The organism is uncultured Halomonas sp., from assembly GCF_947501415.1.
Lineage (GTDB): Bacteria > Pseudomonadota > Gammaproteobacteria > Pseudomonadales > Halomonadaceae > Halomonas.
Genome location: NZ_CANMVL010000009.1, coordinates 148526 through 164516 on the forward strand (window position 1 = coordinate 148526; position 15991 = coordinate 164516).

Below are 15991 nucleotides of genomic sequence, written 5' to 3' on the forward strand. Positions count from 1 at the left end.
GATGACCGCCCCGTTTTATTGTTGACCGCCATGCCGGGGAGGAGTAAAAAAAACGCCACCCTACGACGCCCACTTGCCTTGAGGTCATCTCATGAGAAAGGAAATTGAGTCCCTGCTGGAGAACAACCGTGCCTGGGCCGACAAGGTCAACCGGAATGACCCCGATTTCTTTACCCGGTTATCGAACCAGCAGAACCCCGACTATCTCTGGATCGGCTGCTCGGACAGTCGAGTCCCCGCCAACCAGATCATCAATCTGCCTCCCGGTGAGGTCTTCGTCCATCGCAACGTCGCCAACCTGATTCACCATAACGATCTCAATGCGTTGTCGGTGCTGCAGTACGCGGTCGATGTCCTTCAGGTGCGTCATATCATGGTCGTGGGGCACTACGGCTGTGGTGGTATCCGTGCAGCCATCGAGGGTGGCGACAATGGTATGGTCGACAACTGGCTGCACTCGGTGCGTGAGCTCTATTATCAGCACCGTGACGAGCTGGAGCCGCTCTCTTCGGATGAGCGGGTGAACCGCATGTGTGAGCTCAACGCCTGCTCTCAGGTGCAGCGCCTGAGTCGTACCAAGATCATCCAGCATGCCTGGCAGCGCGGACAGCAGATCTGGATTCACGGCTGGGTCTATGGGCTGTCCGACGGTCGGGTCAAGGATCTCGACTGCACCATCGCCGGCCTGGAAGAGGCGGCCGACCTCTATCGGGTCAAGAGTGCCACCCCGGTGGACTGATTCCCGAACGGATGTCTGAACAGGGGCTCTGAACAGGGACAGTGCCGTCGCCAGGAGGCGGCGGCCCGCATATTCTACTTTCGTATAAAACAAGAGTGGTCAATTCATCCAGCGCATGACGCCACTCGGAATTTCGATTGTACCCAGCCCCGTCGGGTCTCTATGTTGAGGTGTGCAACAGCCGTGTGCGGTGATCGCGCACCAACAACAATCCTTGTAAAGGGAACCCGACATGATGTTCAAGCGCACCCTTCTGGCTGCCGTCGTTGGCGCCACCATGACCGGCGCCGCCATGTTGCCCGCCGTTGCCAGCGCCGAGACCACTCTGCGCATGGCCTATGATGCGGACCCGGTCTCGCTGGATATTCACGAGCAGCTCTCCGGTGGCATCCTGCAACTCTCGCACATGACACACGACCCGCTGGTTCGCTGGACCAAGGATCTCGAGTTCGAGCCACGCCTGGCCACGGAGTGGGAGCAGGTGGACGACACCACCATGCGCATGACCCTGCGTGACGGGGTCGAGTTCCACAGCGGCAACGCCTTCTCCGCCGAGGATGTGGTGTGGACCGTGGAGCGTCTCAAGCGAAGCCCCGACTTCAAGGCGATCTTCACTCCCATCGAGAGTGTCACGGCCATCGATGAGACCACCGTCGAGTTCAAGACCGCCGAGCCCTACCCGCTGCTGCTCAACCTCGCCACCTACATCTTCCCGATGGATAGCGAGTTCTACTCCGGCAACGATGACGATGGCGACCCCAAGGACGAGATCGTCAAGAACGGCAACTCCTTCGCCTCCTCGAACCTCTCCGGCACCGGGCCCTACACGGTCGTCGAACATCGCAAGGGCACCCGCATGGAGTTCGCTCGCAACCCCGATTACTGGGATAGCGAGTCCCCGGGCAATGTCGACAATATCGTGTTGACTCCGATCAGTGAGAACGCGACCCGAGTGGCCGCCCTGCTCTCCGGCGACGTCGATTTCATCGCCCCCGTACCGCCCAATGATCTCGAGCGCGTGCGCGAGAGCGAGGACGCCCAGCTGGTCACCCTCTCCGGCACCCGTATCATCTTCTTCCATATGAATCAGGAGCGTGTCGAGGCCTTCCAGGATCCGAAGGTTCGTCAAGCCTTTGCCTATGCCGTCAACCAGGACGCCATCGCCGACCGCCTGATGAAGGGCTTTGCCACCCCCGCGGCCCAGTTCTCCCCCGAAGGGTATGCCGGCCATATCGACTCGCTGGAGCGGCGCTACGATCTGGAGAAGGCCAAGGCCCTGATGGAGGAAGCCGGCTACGCCGATGGCTTCGAGATCACCATGATGGCGCCCAACAACCGTTACGTGAACGATGCCAAGATCGCCCAGGCCGTGGCCACTATGCTGGCGCGCATCAATGTCGATGTGGACCTCAAGACCCTGCCCAAGGCGCAGTACTGGGGCGAGTTTGATGACCGCGCCGCCGATATGATGATGATCGGCTGGCATGCCGATACCGAGGATAGCGCCAACTTCCATGAGTACCTGACCGCCTGTCCGGATGCCGACACCGGTGCCGGCCAGTACAACGCCGGCAACTACTGCAACCCGGAGCTTGACAAGCTGGTGGCCGATGCCAATCTCGAGGTCGACCTCGAGAAACGTGCCGAGATGCTGAAGCAGGTCGAGCAGACCCTCTACGACGAGGCCGCCGTCGTGCCCCTGCACTGGCAGGATCTGGCCTGGGCCTCGGCAGCCAACGTGGATATCGAGCCGGTGCTCAACGTGATGAACTTCCCCTATCTCGGGGACCTGGTCATCAACGAGGACGAGTGATCCCGATGCCGGCCCGCCGGGCCGGCATCTACCTGATCATTTCCCCCAACCAACGAGCGACGGGCTCCGTCCGCGAGTCCGTTGCTGCCTGTATGCCCACAGGACACCTTCATGATCGCCTTTCTGATCAAGCGCCTCTTCCATGCGCTGCTGGTGATGTTCGTCATCAGCCTTATCGCCTTCTCCATTCAGGACAATCTCGGCGACCCCATTCAGCAGATGGTCGGCCAGTCGGTGCCCGAGAGCGAGCGCGAGATCCTGCGCGAGGAGCTGGGGCTCAACGACCCCTTCCTGGTCCAGTATCTGCGCTTCGCCAGGAATGCCGTCCAGCTGGACTTCGGCTACTCCTACATCTTCAACGAGCCGACCACCGACGTGGTACTGCGTCACCTGCCCGCCACGCTGGAGCTGGTAGCGGCGACCACCCTGCTGATCGTGCTGCTGTCGGTACCCATCGGGGTCTATAGCGCCATCAAGCCGCGCGCCTGGCTGTCGCGATTCTTCATGGGGGCTTCGATCGTCGGCATCTCCATTCCGGTCTTCCTCACCGCCATCGTGCTGATTCAGCTTTTCTCCATCGGTGTCAGCTGGTCCCCCTTCCCCGGGGAGACCGGCTGGGGCAGCTGGCTCAACGGCCTGGTCTCCACCGAGGGTGGGATGCCTGCCTACGGTCGCGGTGACCCGGTGCATGTCGTCGGCACCTGGTACACCAACTTCGCCTCCACCGATGGGCTCGTCTATCTGGTGCTGCCGGCCATCTCGCTGGCATCGATCATGTTGCCGCTGTTTATTCGCCTCATTCGTGCCGAGATGCTCGAGGTCCTGCAGTCGGAGTATGTGAAGTTCGCCCGGGCCAAGGGGATCAGCCTGCGGCGTATCTATTTCCTGCATGCGCTCAAGAACACCATGCTGCCGGTGATCACCGTGGGAGGCGTGCAAATCGGCACCCTGGTGGCCTATACCATCCTGACCGAGACCGTATTCCAGTGGCCCGGCATGGGGCTGATGTTCCTCAATGCCATCAACCGCTCGGATATTCCGCTGATCATCACCTACCTGATGATCGTGGGCCTGATCTTCGTGATCACCAATACGCTGGTCGACCTGATCTATGGCCTGGTCAACCCCACCGTCAAGCTCACAGGGAAGCCCGCATGACCACCCAGACTTCTCCCCAGCAAGCCCCGCCCCTGCCAAGCCGCTGGGAGCGCCTGCGCGACTCCTACCTGCTCTACAGCTTCAAGCGCGATCCGATCGCCCAGTTCAGCCTGCTGGTATTCATCGTCTTCGTTGCCTGTGCGGTGCTGGCGCCGTGGCTGGCACCGATGAACCCCTATGACCTGGCTCAGATCGATATTCTGGCCTCGGAGCTACCACCCTTCTGGATCGATGGCAGTGATCCCGCCTATGTGATGGGCACCGATGCCCAGGGTCGCGACCTGCTCTCCACCATCCTGTATGGCGCCCGGGTATCGCTGATCATCGGCTTCGGTGCCGTGGCGCTACAGGCCCTGCTGGGCGTGGTGTTCGGCCTGCTGGCCGGCTACCTGGGCGGGCGTATCGATGCCTTTCTGATGCGGCTGGCCGATATCCAGCTCTCCTTCTCCACCCTGATGGTGGCCATCGTGGTGGGTGCCTTGGTCAAGGCAATCTTCGGCGGCGCCACCTTCAGCACCTACGCCGTTCCCTTGCTGGTGCTGATCATCGGCCTGGCCGAATGGCCACAGTATGCCCGCACGGTCCGGGCCTCGGTGCTCGCCGAGAAGGGCAAGGAGTACGTGGATGCCGCCCGCACCATGGGGCTGCCCAGCCGGCGCATCATGTTCCGCCATATCCTGCCCAACACCCTGTCCCCGATCTTCGTCATCTCCACGGTACAGGTGGCCAACGCCATCATCTCCGAGGCCGCCCTCTCCTTTCTGGGTCTGGGCATGCCGGAGACCCACCCGTCGCTGGGTTCGTTGATCAAGTCAGGCTTCGACTACATCCAGTCGGGTTCCTGGTGGATCACCCTGATTCCGGGTGCCGTGCTGGTCGTCCTGGTACTGGTGATCAACCTGCTCGGCGATTGGCTGCGCGATGTGCTCAACCCTCGCCTCTACAAGGGCTGATGACGCCTACGGAGTTTCCATGTCACTTCTCGAAGTCAACCAACTCGACGTGCGCTTCGCCCTGCGCCGGGGCGATGTCAAGGCCCTGCGCGACGTCAGCTTTACACTCGACCGGGGCGAGCGGCTGGGCATCGTCGGTGAATCCGGCGCCGGCAAGTCGGTGGCGGCGTTCAGCCTGCTCAATCTGATCGCCAAGCCCGGCTATATCGCCGGCGGCAGCATCCGTTTCGACGGTCAGGAGCTGATCGGGATGCGCGATCGCCATCTGCGCCAGATCCGCGGCAACCGCATCTCGATGATCTTCCAGGACCCGATGATGACGCTCAATCCGGTGCTCTCCATCGGTGAACAGATGGTCGAGTGTCTCAAGGCGCATCGCCGCATCGGGCGTCGCGAGGCGCGGGCCATCGCCCTGCGCAAGCTCGAGCAGGTGCATATCCCCTCGCCGGAGGCGCGCCTGGATCAGTACCCCCATGAGCTTTCGGGCGGCATGCGGCAGCGGGTGATCATTGCCATCGCCCTGCTGCTCGACCCCGATATCATCATCGCCGACGAACCGACCACGGCGCTGGACGTCACCATCCAGGCCGAGATCATGGATCTGTTGCTGGAGCTGTGCGAAAAGCACAATGTCGGTCTGATCCTGATCACGCACGACCTCGGCGTGGTCAGCCAGGTGACTCAACGCATGCTGGTGATGTACGCCGGTCGCGTGATCGAGCAGGGGCCGACCCGTGAGATCATCAATGATCCCCAACACCCCTATACCCAGGGGCTGATGAATGCCCTGCCCCAGATGGCCACACCGGGCAGCCGCCTCAACCAGATCCCCGGCAGCATGCCGTCACTGGACAATCTGCCCAGCGGCTGCGCCTTTCATCCCCGCTGCGGCTTCACGCAACGCCCGGATGGCAGCGAGCGCACGGCCTGCCGCAGCGAGGTGCCCGGATTCGTCGCCTCCGGCAACTGCCAGGCGGCGTGTCATATGGTGGCCGAGATGCAGGACCAGGAGCGCATTCCGGCACAGGAGACATCTCGATGACCGATACCCTATCCAGCCCCCGTCCGGAGGCGAGTCACTCCCCCGCCGATAGCGGGCAGCCACTGCTCGAGATTCGTGGCCTGGAGAAGCGCTTCTCGCTCTCCGGTGACTTCCTCGAGCAGCTCAAGTTCAAGGGTGGCAAGCTCGTGCGCGAGCAGGAGCATGTCCACGCCATCAACGGCGTCGACCTGGAGATCCAGCGCGGCGAGGCCCTCTGTGTGGTCGGCGAGTCGGGCTGTGGCAAGTCCACGGTGGCACGTACCGTGATGGGGCTGCTGCACCCCTCGGCGGGTGAGATCCGCTATGCCGGCGAGCGCATCGACGATCTCTCGACCCAGGCGCTGATGCCCTATCGGCGGCGCATGCAGATGATCTTCCAGAACCCCTATGCGTCGCTCAATCCGCGCATGACCATTCAGCAGACGCTGGAGGAGCCGATTCGGCTGCACCATCCCGACTGGAGCCGCCAGCGGGTCCGCGATCAGGTCGACGAGGTCATGGAGTCGGTGGGTATCGCCGCGGACTGGGGCAAGCGCTACGGCCATGAGTTCTCCGGGGGCCAGCGTCAGCGCATCGCCATCGCCCGGGCCCTGGCGGTGGACCCCGAGTTTATCGTCGCCGATGAACCAATCTCTGCCCTCGACGTCTCCATCCAGGCCCAGGTGCTCAACCTGCTGATGGATGCGCGGCGAGACCGCAACCTCACCTACCTGTTCATCACCCATGATCTCGCCGTGGTCGAACATTTCGGTACTCGAGTGGCGGTAATGTATCTGGGCCGGGTGTGTGAAGTGGCTCCGACCGCGACGCTGTTTGCCACCCCGCGCCACCCCTATACCCAGGCGCTGATGTCGGCAATCCCCCGCCTGGAGGATGAGCGACCGCAGCATATCCGTCTGGAGGGCGAGGTGCCCACCCCGGTACATCTGCCCTCGGGGTGCGTCTTCCACGCCCGCTGCCCGCACGCCAATGCACGCTGCCGTCAGGAGATTCCCAGGCTGATCGCCCGCGACGATGGCAGCCAGGTCGCCTGTCATGGGGTCGAGGAGGGTCGAATCGACTGAGCCCCCGGGGCATCTGGCATAATGCCCTTTTGGCTCGTCGACGGGAGATGACATGGAGTTGCGCTGGCTCGAGGATTTCATGGCGCTGGCGCGAACGCGACACTTCTCGCGGGCCGCCGAGCAGCAGAACGTCACCCAACCGACGTTCTCGCGCCGTATCAAGCTGCTCGAGGAGGAGATGGGCGCCGTACTGGTCAACCGTCAGACGCTGCCCCTCTCCCTGACCCCGGCCGGGGAGGAGTTCCTGGCGCTATGCCATGATGTCTCGCAGCGGGTGGCCGAGAGCCGGCGGCGGCTGGCTCATCTCGCCGACCAGCACGCCGGGCGCATTCGCCTGGCGGCCCCCCAGAGCCTGTTGAGCCACTTCCTGCCTGGGTGGCTTGGCCGGTGGCCGGCGCCGCCGCCCATTGTCCCCGACCTGCGCGCCACCGGCTGGCTGGTCGATGACTTCTTTCGCGCCCTGGCCCAGGATGAGTGCGACCTGGTGCTGTGCTACTGGCCGTGCTCGCCGTGTGGCATCGAGCCGGATACCCAGGACTACCTCTCCTGGCGGCTCGCCGGCGAGCGAATGGTTCCGCTCTCCCTGCCGGACCCGGACGGGGAGCCACGCTTCTCCCTGGAGGGGGCCTCGAGCCTGCCGCTGATCGCCTACCACCCCCGTGGGCTGACCGATGCCGCGATCCGCACCCATCTCGCACGACTCGACGACACCCCCGACTTCCGCATCCTCAACGAGAGCATCCAGAGCAGCAATATCCGTGAGCTGGTCTCCCTGGGCTACGGCCTGGGCTGGCTACCCGAATCCAGCGTACGGGATGCCCTGGCCCAGGGGACCCTGGTGCCGGCCGGTGGTGAACGCTGGCAGGTACCCATGGACATTGTGCTGTTTCGTCGTGCCGACAACCAGCAGCCAGCGGTGTCAGCCCTGTGGGATGCGCTCGTCTCTGTGGGTCAGCTCGATAATAGCCAACCCGATTAGCCAGTCTCATTAACCAGCCCAATTAAAGGGCATGTCTGATCCGGGCTCCCTGGTGCAAGCCACTTCAGGCGATGGGGCAGCTGACCCCTGTGCCGCGGAGTCCGCAGTAGCCGTCGGGTCGCTTGTGAAGATACTGCTGGTGATCCTCCTCGGCATAATAGAAGGTCGTGAGGGGGGCAATCTCGGTGGTAATGTTCCCTCCTCCGGCTCGCGAGAGCGCCTGCTGATAGGCATCGCGGGTCTGCAGCGCAAGCGCCTGCTGTGACTCGTCGGTCGTCAGGATCACAGAGCGGTACTGAGGTCCGATATCGTTGCCCTGGCGATTTCCCTGGGTGGAGTCATGGGCCTCCCAGAACTGTTGCAGCAGCTGCTCGAGGCTGATCTCGGCCGGGTCGAAGATGACCCGGACCACCTCTGCATGGCCGGTGAGTCCGCTGCAGCACTCCGCGTAGGTGGGGTTGGGCGTTACGCCGCCTGCATAACCCACGGCGGTGACGTAGACGCCTGGCAGTTGCCAGAACAGCCGCTCGGCTCCCCAGAAGCAGCCCAGGCCCAGCACGACCTCCTGCAGCCGGTCGGGAAAAGGCGGCAGCATGGAGCGGCCATTGACTGCATGCACGCCGCTGATGGCGAGTGGTGTGTCGCGCCCGGGCAGGGCCCGGGAGGGATCCAGCGTCATGGTGTATTTCTCCTAGTTGTCGTCATCGAGAATTCTCGGGTTGCCGGAACGGCTGAAGGTGTAGATCAGATCCACCGCCTGGCTCGCACCGGAGACCGCCTCAAGGTAAAGGCTGCGCCAGATGTTGTAGCGAAGGGTAAGTTCGGCGATCGGCGAGAAGACCCCGACACCGTAGCGCACCTCGAGGTCGTCGGTCAGCTGGCCACTGAGAGTCACCTGGCTATCTTCACCGCTGCCCGCCGTATCCAGTGTCAGGTCCGAGACACCGAAGGCCTTGCCGATGCCGCCCACCGCTCCGCCGGCCTGGCCCACGGCGAGCCCCACCAGTGCCGAGGTCAGAGCGCCATCGTTGTCGCTATCGTTTGGCGCCCGTCCACGCAACAGGTAAGAGAGTGCACTCGCCTCGTCCATGGAGGGCTCCGAGAATACCGCTAGCTGAGGCGATGCGGCGCTGCCGGTCACGCGCAGGCCCGCTACCACCCCGTCCCGGGTCGCATCCGGATTGCGTATCGCCTCGAAGTTAAGCAGTGGTTGCCCGGGTGGGCCGCTGAACAGCAGCTGGCCCTCGCGAATCAGCAGGTCCTGCCCGTAGGCACGGAAACGGCCATCCACCAGACTGACATCGCCGAATAGCTGTACCGGCCCATCCTGCTGACGCACCTCCAGGGTGCCGGACAGGCCGGACTCGAGCCCGTAGGCCGAGAGTTTCATATCCGGCCCCAGACGCAGATCGATCTGCACATCCAGGGCCATGCCCGCGGCCGCCATGGCCTCGGCGGTATCTTCTCCAGTGGCGGCTTCTGCCGTGACACTCTCGGCCTCACGCCGCGCCCGCTCTTCGTCCTCGCGCGTGATGATCACCTCATCGGGGCTGGGGGCGACCGCCGAGGGCGGCAGCTTGCCGACCTCCAGGCGTGCCCAGGGCACCTGGACATCGCCACGCACCTGCAGCAGGGTCGGCCGTGCGCGAATCTCAAGGTCCGGCGCGATACGCAACTGTCCGAACTCCGGCAGTACCGCCAGCACCGGCTGGTCGACGCCGCGTAGCGACAGGTCGGCGCGCCACTGCTCCGGCGATGGCCAGGCGGCATTGCCGTCGATATTCAGGCGCCCCTCCTTGGCGGCAATGTAGCCGTCGATGGTGGCGGCCGTGCCGTTGAGGTCGATGCCAAGCTCACCATCGTGCACCTCCACCGGCACATCGGCCCCGCTGGCCTTCAGGCCGGCCAGGGCGATGCGCCCTCGCATCTCGGGCGCCTCGAGCCGGCCACCCAAGTCGATATTACCGGTAAGCCTTCCCTCCAGGGTCTCCATGCCGGTAACAAGATCGCGATAGGGTGACAGACGCAGCCCATCGAGAGAGAGCCGGCCCGTGATGCGCCCTTCGTCGACGGGGTCGTCGACCCGCGCCGTCAGTGCCAGGCCACCGGCCTGGGCGAGACTGAGTTCCAGGGCCAGTTCAGCGGCCTGGTCATCGGCACTGATTTCGCCTTCGAGCCGTGCCTCAGGCAGAGACCAGGGCTGGCCGTAGGCGTCCTGGCCATCGAGTGCCAGTCGGCTCTGCAGGCTGCCCACCGCTCTCCAGCTGCCATCGGCGCCCCAGCCCGCATTGAGATCCAGCTCGGTATTGCCCTGAGCCGCCCAGCCCTGTGGCAGGAAGGGGTCGAGGAGTGCCATGGGTACCTCAGCGAGCCTGAGGCGCAGCTCGCCACCCTCTGGAGAGGTTTCCAGGGGCTCCATCAGACACAGGCTGCCCCCTTGTTGCCGAACCAGACAGAAAGGTTGTACGCGGGCACTCCCCTGGTCGAGGTTGGCGGTGAACACCGCGGGATCGGCAAGGCGCAGGTCACCCTGCTCGGCATCGACCTCGAGTCGGGACAGCTGCCCTGCATAGCGGCCTCGAGCCTGGTCTAGCCCGGCCGCCAAGGCCAGTGATGCCCGTGACAGCGGCATGCCGGGGGGCGCCGAGGCCTCCAGGGTCAGGCGGTGCTCGGAGAGCCGGCCATCCAGGGCCAGCACGGCCTCGTCGAGACGCTGACCGCCGGCCTCGAGGCCGGCAACCTCCAGGCCGACTTCCATGGCGGGATCCTCGAGGCCGCTGACCCGGCCGGCCAGCCTGAGCTCACGGAGTCGGTTCTCGGCAAAGGCCAGTGACTCGCCGACTAGGTTCAGGTCGAGGCGGGGTGACGCCAGGCTGCCGGCGGCCTCGAGGCCACCGCTGATGCGGCCCGACAGATCGTCATGCAGGCTTGCCAGATCCGGCATGTCGATCTCGCCGGAGAGGTCAATATCGGAATCGCTGACCCGCCCCGCCAGCTGCAGGCGGTTCTCGCCCTGACGAAAATCCAGAGTCTCGATATTCCAGCGCATCTCGCTGTCACCTGCGAGTTCGGCACGCAAGGCCAGGTTTCGCTCCTGCAGCTCACCGTCGATGATCAGCTCGGGAACCGCCAGCGTCCAGCCTGCATCTTCCTGTCGGAAACGCACTGTCACATCGCCATCGAGCCGGCCGGCCAGGCCCTCCACAAAGGGCTTCGGGTCGACATTGTCCAGGCGAGCCCGGGCATCGACACCAATGCCCTCGTCCCAGTCGATCCGCCCGCGGCTGATCACGGAGGCGCTGTTCATGGCAAGCGACAGCGGAGTCCAGGCGAAATGTGTCAGGTCACCGCTGCCGGTCAGGGCAAGGCGGGTAAAGGGTAGCTGGGGCCCTTCGGCATCAAGCGAGGCGGCGAGGCGGTAGTCCACCAGGCTGCCCTCCAGGCGTAGTACCAGGTCCTCGACCAGCCATGGCTCAACGGCGACCTCCACGCCGTCGGCGTTGGTGGTGGTCTGTTGGCCGGGCAGTGGCCACTGCACCAGGTCGCTGGCCAGGCTGGCGGTAAGCGGCAGCGTGGGGTCGAGGAGGTCGGCTCGGGCATCCAGCTTGAGGTCAACCGGGCCACTCAGCTCGAGGCGCATCAGCAGGTCGGCGAGCGTGCCGTCCAGGCCCAGTTCGATACGCTGCCCGGCCAGCCCCGGCATCAACTCCGGCAGCCACAGAGCGCTCTCGAGGCGGATCTCGAGCGGGTAATCATCGGTCAGTGCGATGGCGGCTTGGAGGCTCGCGTCGCCATCGGGTGTCGATACCTCCAGCGTGCGTACCTCCACCGAGTGCCCTTCCGCGAACAGCGAGAGGGCCAGGCGCTCGACCCCATACTCCACGGCCCCCTCCACCGCGCTGTCCTCCACCAGCAGCTCCGGCACCTCGACCCTCAGCGGCAGAGTGATCTCGGGCAACTCACGGCGCGGCTGCTCCTCCAGGGCAGCGGCCGATATGCCTTCCGCCGACGCGGCCACTTCATCGGGCAGCGGTGAGCGCACGGCGATGGCGGCATCGATGGCGGTGGCCGTAAGACGTGGTCCGTCCCGCTCTCCCTCGGCCAGTGCGAGCTGTGCCCCCGGCGTCAACGGCAGGCGCAGGCGGGTGCCGGATAGACGCGTCGGCATCAGGCTGAGCGTATCGCCTTCGGCCACGGCCCCGGTGCTGAAGTGATCCCAGCTCAGGCGCGTACCATCGGCCAGCAGCACCTCGACATCCTCGAGATAGAGCCGCCTGAGCTCGATGGGGAACGGCAGCTCAATGGCGGCGAGAGGGTCGCCGGCGGGAGACGGCGGCGGCTCGTCGGCGGGCTCGCTATCGGCCAAACGCAGCCGCGCACCCTCGACACCGAGTACCTCCAGGCAGAGACGGCCGGACAGCACACACTCCTCCGACCAGGCGAGTTCGAAGCGATCAAGGAAGAGGCTGGCAGGCCCGGCCTGCATGGCGAAGCCTTCGAGCTGCAGCCGGTCGAGAGGCGCCCCCTCATAGGCATCTACCTCGAGCAGCCCCATACGCTCGCCCTGGTCAAGCAGTAGCCCGAACCCCCATGGCGAAAGCCCCAGCCCCAAGAGCAGAGATACCAGGCCAAGAAGCCATACGGGCAATAGAATCAGCAGGCGAAACAGCGACCAGAGCAGACTCAGAACTCTGGACCGATGGCGAAGTGTAGGCGCCACGAATTGTCCTCATCGTCGAAGGGGTGAGCGATATCCAGGCGAATCGGTCCGACCGGTGATATCCAGCGTACGCCGAGGCCGGCGCCGGTCTTGAGGTCGTCGGGGCCCCACTCCTCGAAGGCGTCACCGGTATCGACGAAGGCCGCGCCCCACCAATCGCCGGTCACGCGGTGTTGCCACTCCAGGCTATAGGTCAGCAGCTGCTGTCCGCCGGTGAGCTTGCCCTCGTCATCGCGAGGCGAGAGGCTCTCGTAGCCGTAGCCACGCACGCTGTTGTCGCCGCCCGCGAAGAAGCGCAGCGAAGGAGGAATCAGCGAGAAATCGCTGGTCTCGATCGCCCCCAGGCCGAGCCCGGTCACCACACGGTTGTCGGTCCCGATCTTGCGGATCCAGCGTGTCTCTCCGGTCATGCGCACGAAGTCGGCGTCGGAACCCCACAGGCCGTCGGAGACCTCCAGGCTCAGCCGCTGGTGGTCGCCCCAGCTGGGAAAAGTGGGGTTGCGAGTACGGGTACGCGACCAGCGTATGCCCGGGTAGAGCAGCAGTACCTGCTCGCTATCGTTACCCTGGGTGAAATCCTCGTAGGTGGTACGCACATAGAGATGCTGGATCCAGCCGTTCTCGAACTCCCAGCGGCGCGCGCCCTCCAGGGTTGCCTCCAGGGAACGTGTATCATCGGTGTCCTTGTGGCTGAGCCCATACTGGAAGCGATAGCTGTCGCGCAGGGGATTATCGAGAGGCAGTGTATAGACACCCCCGAAGCGCTGCTGGGGCGCCGAAAGGTAGAGGTCATGATCCAGCCCGTGGCCATAGCGATTGATCCATGGCTGATCCCACGAGAAGCGCAGGCGTGGCCCGACATCGGTGGCATAGCCGACCCCGACCTCGAAACGGTGACGCTCGGCCGGGGCCACCTTGACATCGATGGGGACAGAGGGGCGCTCTTCCTGACGCGCGGCCAGCGCCGTCACTCCTCCCAGGCCTGCCGCCGACACACGTTTTGTCGAGCCATAGCGGCTCCCCCCCTCGCTGGCCACCGCCTCGGCCCAGCCCGGCGTGTTCTCCTCGAGCGCCAGAGAGCTGCTCTCCAACCGCGGTCTCACGGTGACGGAGCGGAACCACTCGGTCTGTCCGAGCCGCTGGTTGAAAGTGGCCAGCTCACCGGCAAGGTAAGGGGCGCCCGGGGTGAAGGGGAGCAGTCGGCGCAGCCGGTCTGGCTCGATATGGCTGCCGCTGATGCTGACATCGCCGAAACGGTAGCGTGGCCCACTATCCAAAGTCAGGTAGAGACGAGCGCTTTCGTCGAAGGGGCGTACCTCCATGCGACGATCGGTATAGCGCCACTCGAAGTAACCGCGCTCTAGAGAGAGATTGGCCAGACGGCTCCGCAGGCTGTCATAAGGGGCATGTACCAGGGGGTCACCGACGGCTAGGGGAAAGTCATCGATGGCTTCCTGAAAGGGAGGGTCTTCCTGGGCATCCCCCTCGAGTCGGAAGCCGAGGGTCTCGATACGGACCCTTGGGCCCGGGTCGATGGTCAGCTCGATATACTCGGGCGGCTCTCCTTCGGCCAAGCGAGCCTCGATCTTCGGCTCGTAATAACCGTAGGCGCGCATCGCTTCGGCGGCGCGTCGCCGCGACTCCCCCTCCAGCCGTGAACGGCTGTACTGGCTCTCGTCCAGCCCATCCAGGTAATGACGAATGTTAGCCGCCGGGTCACCTTTGAGCCCCTCGACCCGCGCCTCAATGGCCAGCACCGTCGAGGCGGGCAGCAGGCTCAGCATCAGCGTCGCCGCGATCAGGCGTAGCTCCAACCGATTCTCCATATCCTTACGCCTTGTCGTTTGCGACTCCCCGGGATGCGCCGACATCAGCCTCACGGCCGCAGTGCCTCGAGTCGGGCACTGAGGGCCAGCTGACTGCGCCGCATTTCGCCAATATCGGTTTCCAGCGCGGCCAGGCGCGAACGCAGGGCATCCCCTTGTTGCTGCCTATCTTCCCGCGCCTCGCCGGCACCTTCAAGCGCATCGGCCAGTGCTGCCACGCGCTCCTGCAACGTCTCGAGACGAGCAAGCTGCGCCTCCTGAGCGGCGGCGAGTTGGCTTTCGGCCGCCTCCCGCTCTTCAAGCACGCTGTCGAGGTCGGCCGCATTGGCAACCCTTTCCTGGAGCTCGGCGAGCCGCTTTACGCTTGCATCGTGGCCCTCACTGACCAGGTCCAGGCGCTCGGCCAGCGCACGGCGCCCCTGTTCTCCGGCGCTCTCCAGGGCATCGAGCGACTCCTGAAAGGCCGAGAGCATCGCCTCTCGGTTCGCGGCGGCCTCCCCCATGCGGGTCAGTCGTGTCTTCTGGTCCTCGACGAGACCCTCCAGTCGCTCGAGTCCCGCCACAAGATCCTCCTCGACCACGTCGAAACGACGCTCATGGATCTCATCCTGGCGTGTCAGGGCCTCGACACGCTCCTTCAGCCGATCGATGCCATCACCCTCACCGATGGTGGTATCGAAGCGGGCATGGATGTTGGAGAGCTCACCGCTAAGTCGGGTGTTTTGGGATATCAGGCGCTGGCGCTCCTGCCATCCGAACCAGCCCATGGCTGCCAGGGCGCCGGCGAGGATCAGGACCAGCAACCACAGCGGCCATATCCGTGGCGGCTCGGGGCAGCGCGGGCGGTGTGACGCCAGGCTGGCCTCGGGATCCGGGACGATCGGTCCGGCGTAGCGGCGCGGTTCCGGACGCTCTGCCATGCTCTACTCCTTGTGTGGCTGGGGCGGATGCCTGTGTGTAAGGCAGCTGGTATCATGCCGCGAGGTCCGGAGGCATCGCCCATGGGTCGGCAATAGTGTAAAGGGTTTATGCTCGTCGGCACACGGGGCGGCGCCAACGCAGCACCTGTCACCGCCTTCGTCGCCCAAGGAAGACCGATGCCTTTCGAACTGCCTGCCCTACCCTATGACACCAAGGCCCTGGCACCTCACCTCTCACGCGAGACGGTCATCCAGCGTCACAGTCAGACCCAGCGCGCCTGCGTGGCCCGACTCAACCAGCTGGTGGAGGGCACGCCCTGGGCGAGTGCCTCGCTGGAGGCCATTCTACTTGGCGCCGAGGGGGAGCTCGCCAGGCAGGCGGCCAAGGCATGGGCCTTTACCTTCCACTGGCATTCCCTGTCGCCGCAGGGTGGCGCACCCGATGATGCCCTCGGCCAGGCGGTCGCGGCGCGTTGGGGTGAGCCCGCCGGCTTGCGCCAGGCCATTGCCACCGCCGCCAGCGATGCGCCTCCCGGTGGCTGGGTGTGGTTGGTACGCGATGCCCAGGGGCTCGCGGTGATGGCCGGCGACGTCCACCATGTACCCTTGAGCCGTGGCCTGACGCCCCTGCTGGTCCACTATCAGGCCGACGGTCAGGGTACCGACACTGCGGCAGGCCTCGACGCCTTCTGGGCACTGGCCAACTGGCGCTTCGCCGCCGCCAACTTCGCAGGCCCGAGCGCCCCCGCCGCCCGCTGACTGACTCAGGAGGCGGCC

The 15991-nt window shown here is 64.9% G+C and carries 12 protein-coding genes; 8 read left to right on the top strand and 4 right to left on the bottom strand.

Features of this window, described 5'->3' with window-relative positions:
- Positions 1-91 precede the first annotated feature (91 nt).
- From can to Q0894_RS06825, 7 genes are all read left to right on the top strand, one after another.
- Positions 92-739 (top strand): carbonate dehydratase, encoded by a 648-nt coding sequence (gene can, locus Q0894_RS06795; RefSeq protein WP_299232744.1) that lies wholly within the window; start codon positions 92-94, stop codon positions 737-739.
- A gap of 232 nt (positions 740-971) precedes the next feature.
- The gene (locus Q0894_RS06800) at positions 972-2552 is read left to right on the top strand and encodes an ABC transporter substrate-binding protein (RefSeq protein WP_299232747.1); all 1581 of its coding nucleotides are present in this window, start codon (positions 972-974) and stop codon (positions 2550-2552) included.
- A gap of 111 nt (positions 2553-2663) precedes the next feature.
- Positions 2664-3710: an ABC transporter permease gene (locus Q0894_RS06805; RefSeq protein ID WP_299232749.1), complete on the top strand. Its 1047-nt coding sequence runs from the start codon at positions 2664-2666 to the stop codon at positions 3708-3710.
- Positions 3707-4663, top strand: coding sequence for an ABC transporter permease (locus Q0894_RS06810; protein ID WP_299232751.1), 957 nt, complete (start codon positions 3707-3709; stop codon positions 4661-4663). The genes Q0894_RS06805 and Q0894_RS06810 overlap by 4 nt, the downstream gene beginning before the upstream one ends.
- A 19-nt stretch (positions 4664-4682) precedes the next feature.
- A complete protein-coding gene (locus tag Q0894_RS06815) occupies positions 4683-5705 on the top strand; it encodes an ABC transporter ATP-binding protein (protein ID WP_195687556.1) in 1023 nt (340 codons plus the stop codon).
- Positions 5702-6769, top strand: coding sequence for an oligopeptide/dipeptide ABC transporter ATP-binding protein (locus Q0894_RS06820; protein WP_299232755.1), 1068 nt, complete (start codon positions 5702-5704; stop codon positions 6767-6769). Before Q0894_RS06815 ends, Q0894_RS06820 begins: the two co-directional genes overlap by 4 nt.
- Positions 6770-6821: 52 nt before the next feature.
- Positions 6822-7748: a LysR family transcriptional regulator gene (locus Q0894_RS06825; RefSeq protein WP_299232758.1), complete on the top strand. Its 927-nt coding sequence runs from the start codon at positions 6822-6824 to the stop codon at positions 7746-7748.
- 64 nt (positions 7749-7812) lie between these two features.
- Here the strand turns inward: Q0894_RS06825 and msrA are convergent, their stop codons facing one another.
- From msrA to Q0894_RS06845, 4 genes are read right to left on the bottom strand one after another with little or no spacing between them, the layout of a single operon-like run.
- Positions 7813-8427: a peptide-methionine (S)-S-oxide reductase MsrA gene (gene msrA, locus Q0894_RS06830; protein WP_299232761.1), complete on the bottom strand. Its 615-nt coding sequence runs from the start codon at positions 8425-8427 to the stop codon at positions 7813-7815.
- Positions 8428-8439: 12 nt separating this feature from the next.
- On the bottom strand, positions 8440-12468 hold the full coding sequence (locus tag Q0894_RS06835; RefSeq protein ID WP_299232764.1) for a translocation/assembly module TamB domain-containing protein: 4029 nt from the start codon (positions 12466-12468) through the stop codon (positions 8440-8442).
- Positions 12432-14294 carry an autotransporter assembly complex family protein gene (locus Q0894_RS06840; RefSeq protein ID WP_299232767.1) on the bottom strand — a complete coding sequence of 621 codons (1863 nt, stop codon included), beginning with the start codon at positions 14292-14294 and terminating at the stop codon, positions 12432-12434. The genes Q0894_RS06835 and Q0894_RS06840 overlap by 37 nt, the downstream gene beginning before the upstream one ends.
- Positions 14295-14344: 50 nt before the next feature.
- Complete coding sequence (locus tag Q0894_RS06845) at positions 14345-15214, bottom strand: hypothetical protein (protein WP_299232770.1); 870 nt, start codon at positions 15212-15214, stop codon at positions 14345-14347.
- A gap of 177 nt (positions 15215-15391) precedes the next feature.
- On the opposite strand from Q0894_RS06845, the gene Q0894_RS06850 reads away from it, so the two are divergent.
- Positions 15392-15973: a Fe-Mn family superoxide dismutase gene (locus tag Q0894_RS06850; RefSeq protein WP_299232773.1), complete on the top strand. Its 582-nt coding sequence runs from the start codon at positions 15392-15394 to the stop codon at positions 15971-15973.
- Positions 15974-15991: the final 18 nt, after the last annotated feature.

Bases quoted from the DNA above. Each gene is read 5' to 3' on its own strand.
- Q0894_RS06840 (WP_299232767.1), bottom strand. From the start codon at position 14,294: ATGGAGAATCGGTTGGAGCTACGCCTGATCGCGGCGACGCTGATGCTG.
- msrA (WP_299232761.1), bottom strand. From the start codon at position 8,427: ATGACGCTGGATCCCTCCCGGGCCCTGCCCGGGCGCGACACACCACTC.
- Q0894_RS06815 (WP_195687556.1), top strand. From the start codon at position 4,683: ATGTCACTTCTCGAAGTCAACCAACTCGACGTGCGCTTCGCCCTGCGC.
- Q0894_RS06810 (WP_299232751.1), top strand. From the start codon at position 3,707: ATGACCACCCAGACTTCTCCCCAGCAAGCCCCGCCCCTGCCAAGCCGC.
- can (WP_299232744.1), top strand. From the start codon at position 92: ATGAGAAAGGAAATTGAGTCCCTGCTGGAGAACAACCGTGCCTGGGCC.
- Q0894_RS06845 (WP_299232770.1), bottom strand. From the start codon at position 15,214: ATGGCAGAGCGTCCGGAACCGCGCCGCTACGCCGGACCGATCGTCCCG.
- Q0894_RS06820 (WP_299232755.1), top strand. From the start codon at position 5,702: ATGACCGATACCCTATCCAGCCCCCGTCCGGAGGCGAGTCACTCCCCC.
- Q0894_RS06800 (WP_299232747.1), top strand. From the start codon at position 972: ATGATGTTCAAGCGCACCCTTCTGGCTGCCGTCGTTGGCGCCACCATG.
- Q0894_RS06850 (WP_299232773.1), top strand. From the start codon at position 15,392: ATGCCTTTCGAACTGCCTGCCCTACCCTATGACACCAAGGCCCTGGCA.
- Q0894_RS06825 (WP_299232758.1), top strand. From the start codon at position 6,822: ATGGAGTTGCGCTGGCTCGAGGATTTCATGGCGCTGGCGCGAACGCGA.
- Q0894_RS06805 (WP_299232749.1), top strand. From the start codon at position 2,664: ATGATCGCCTTTCTGATCAAGCGCCTCTTCCATGCGCTGCTGGTGATG.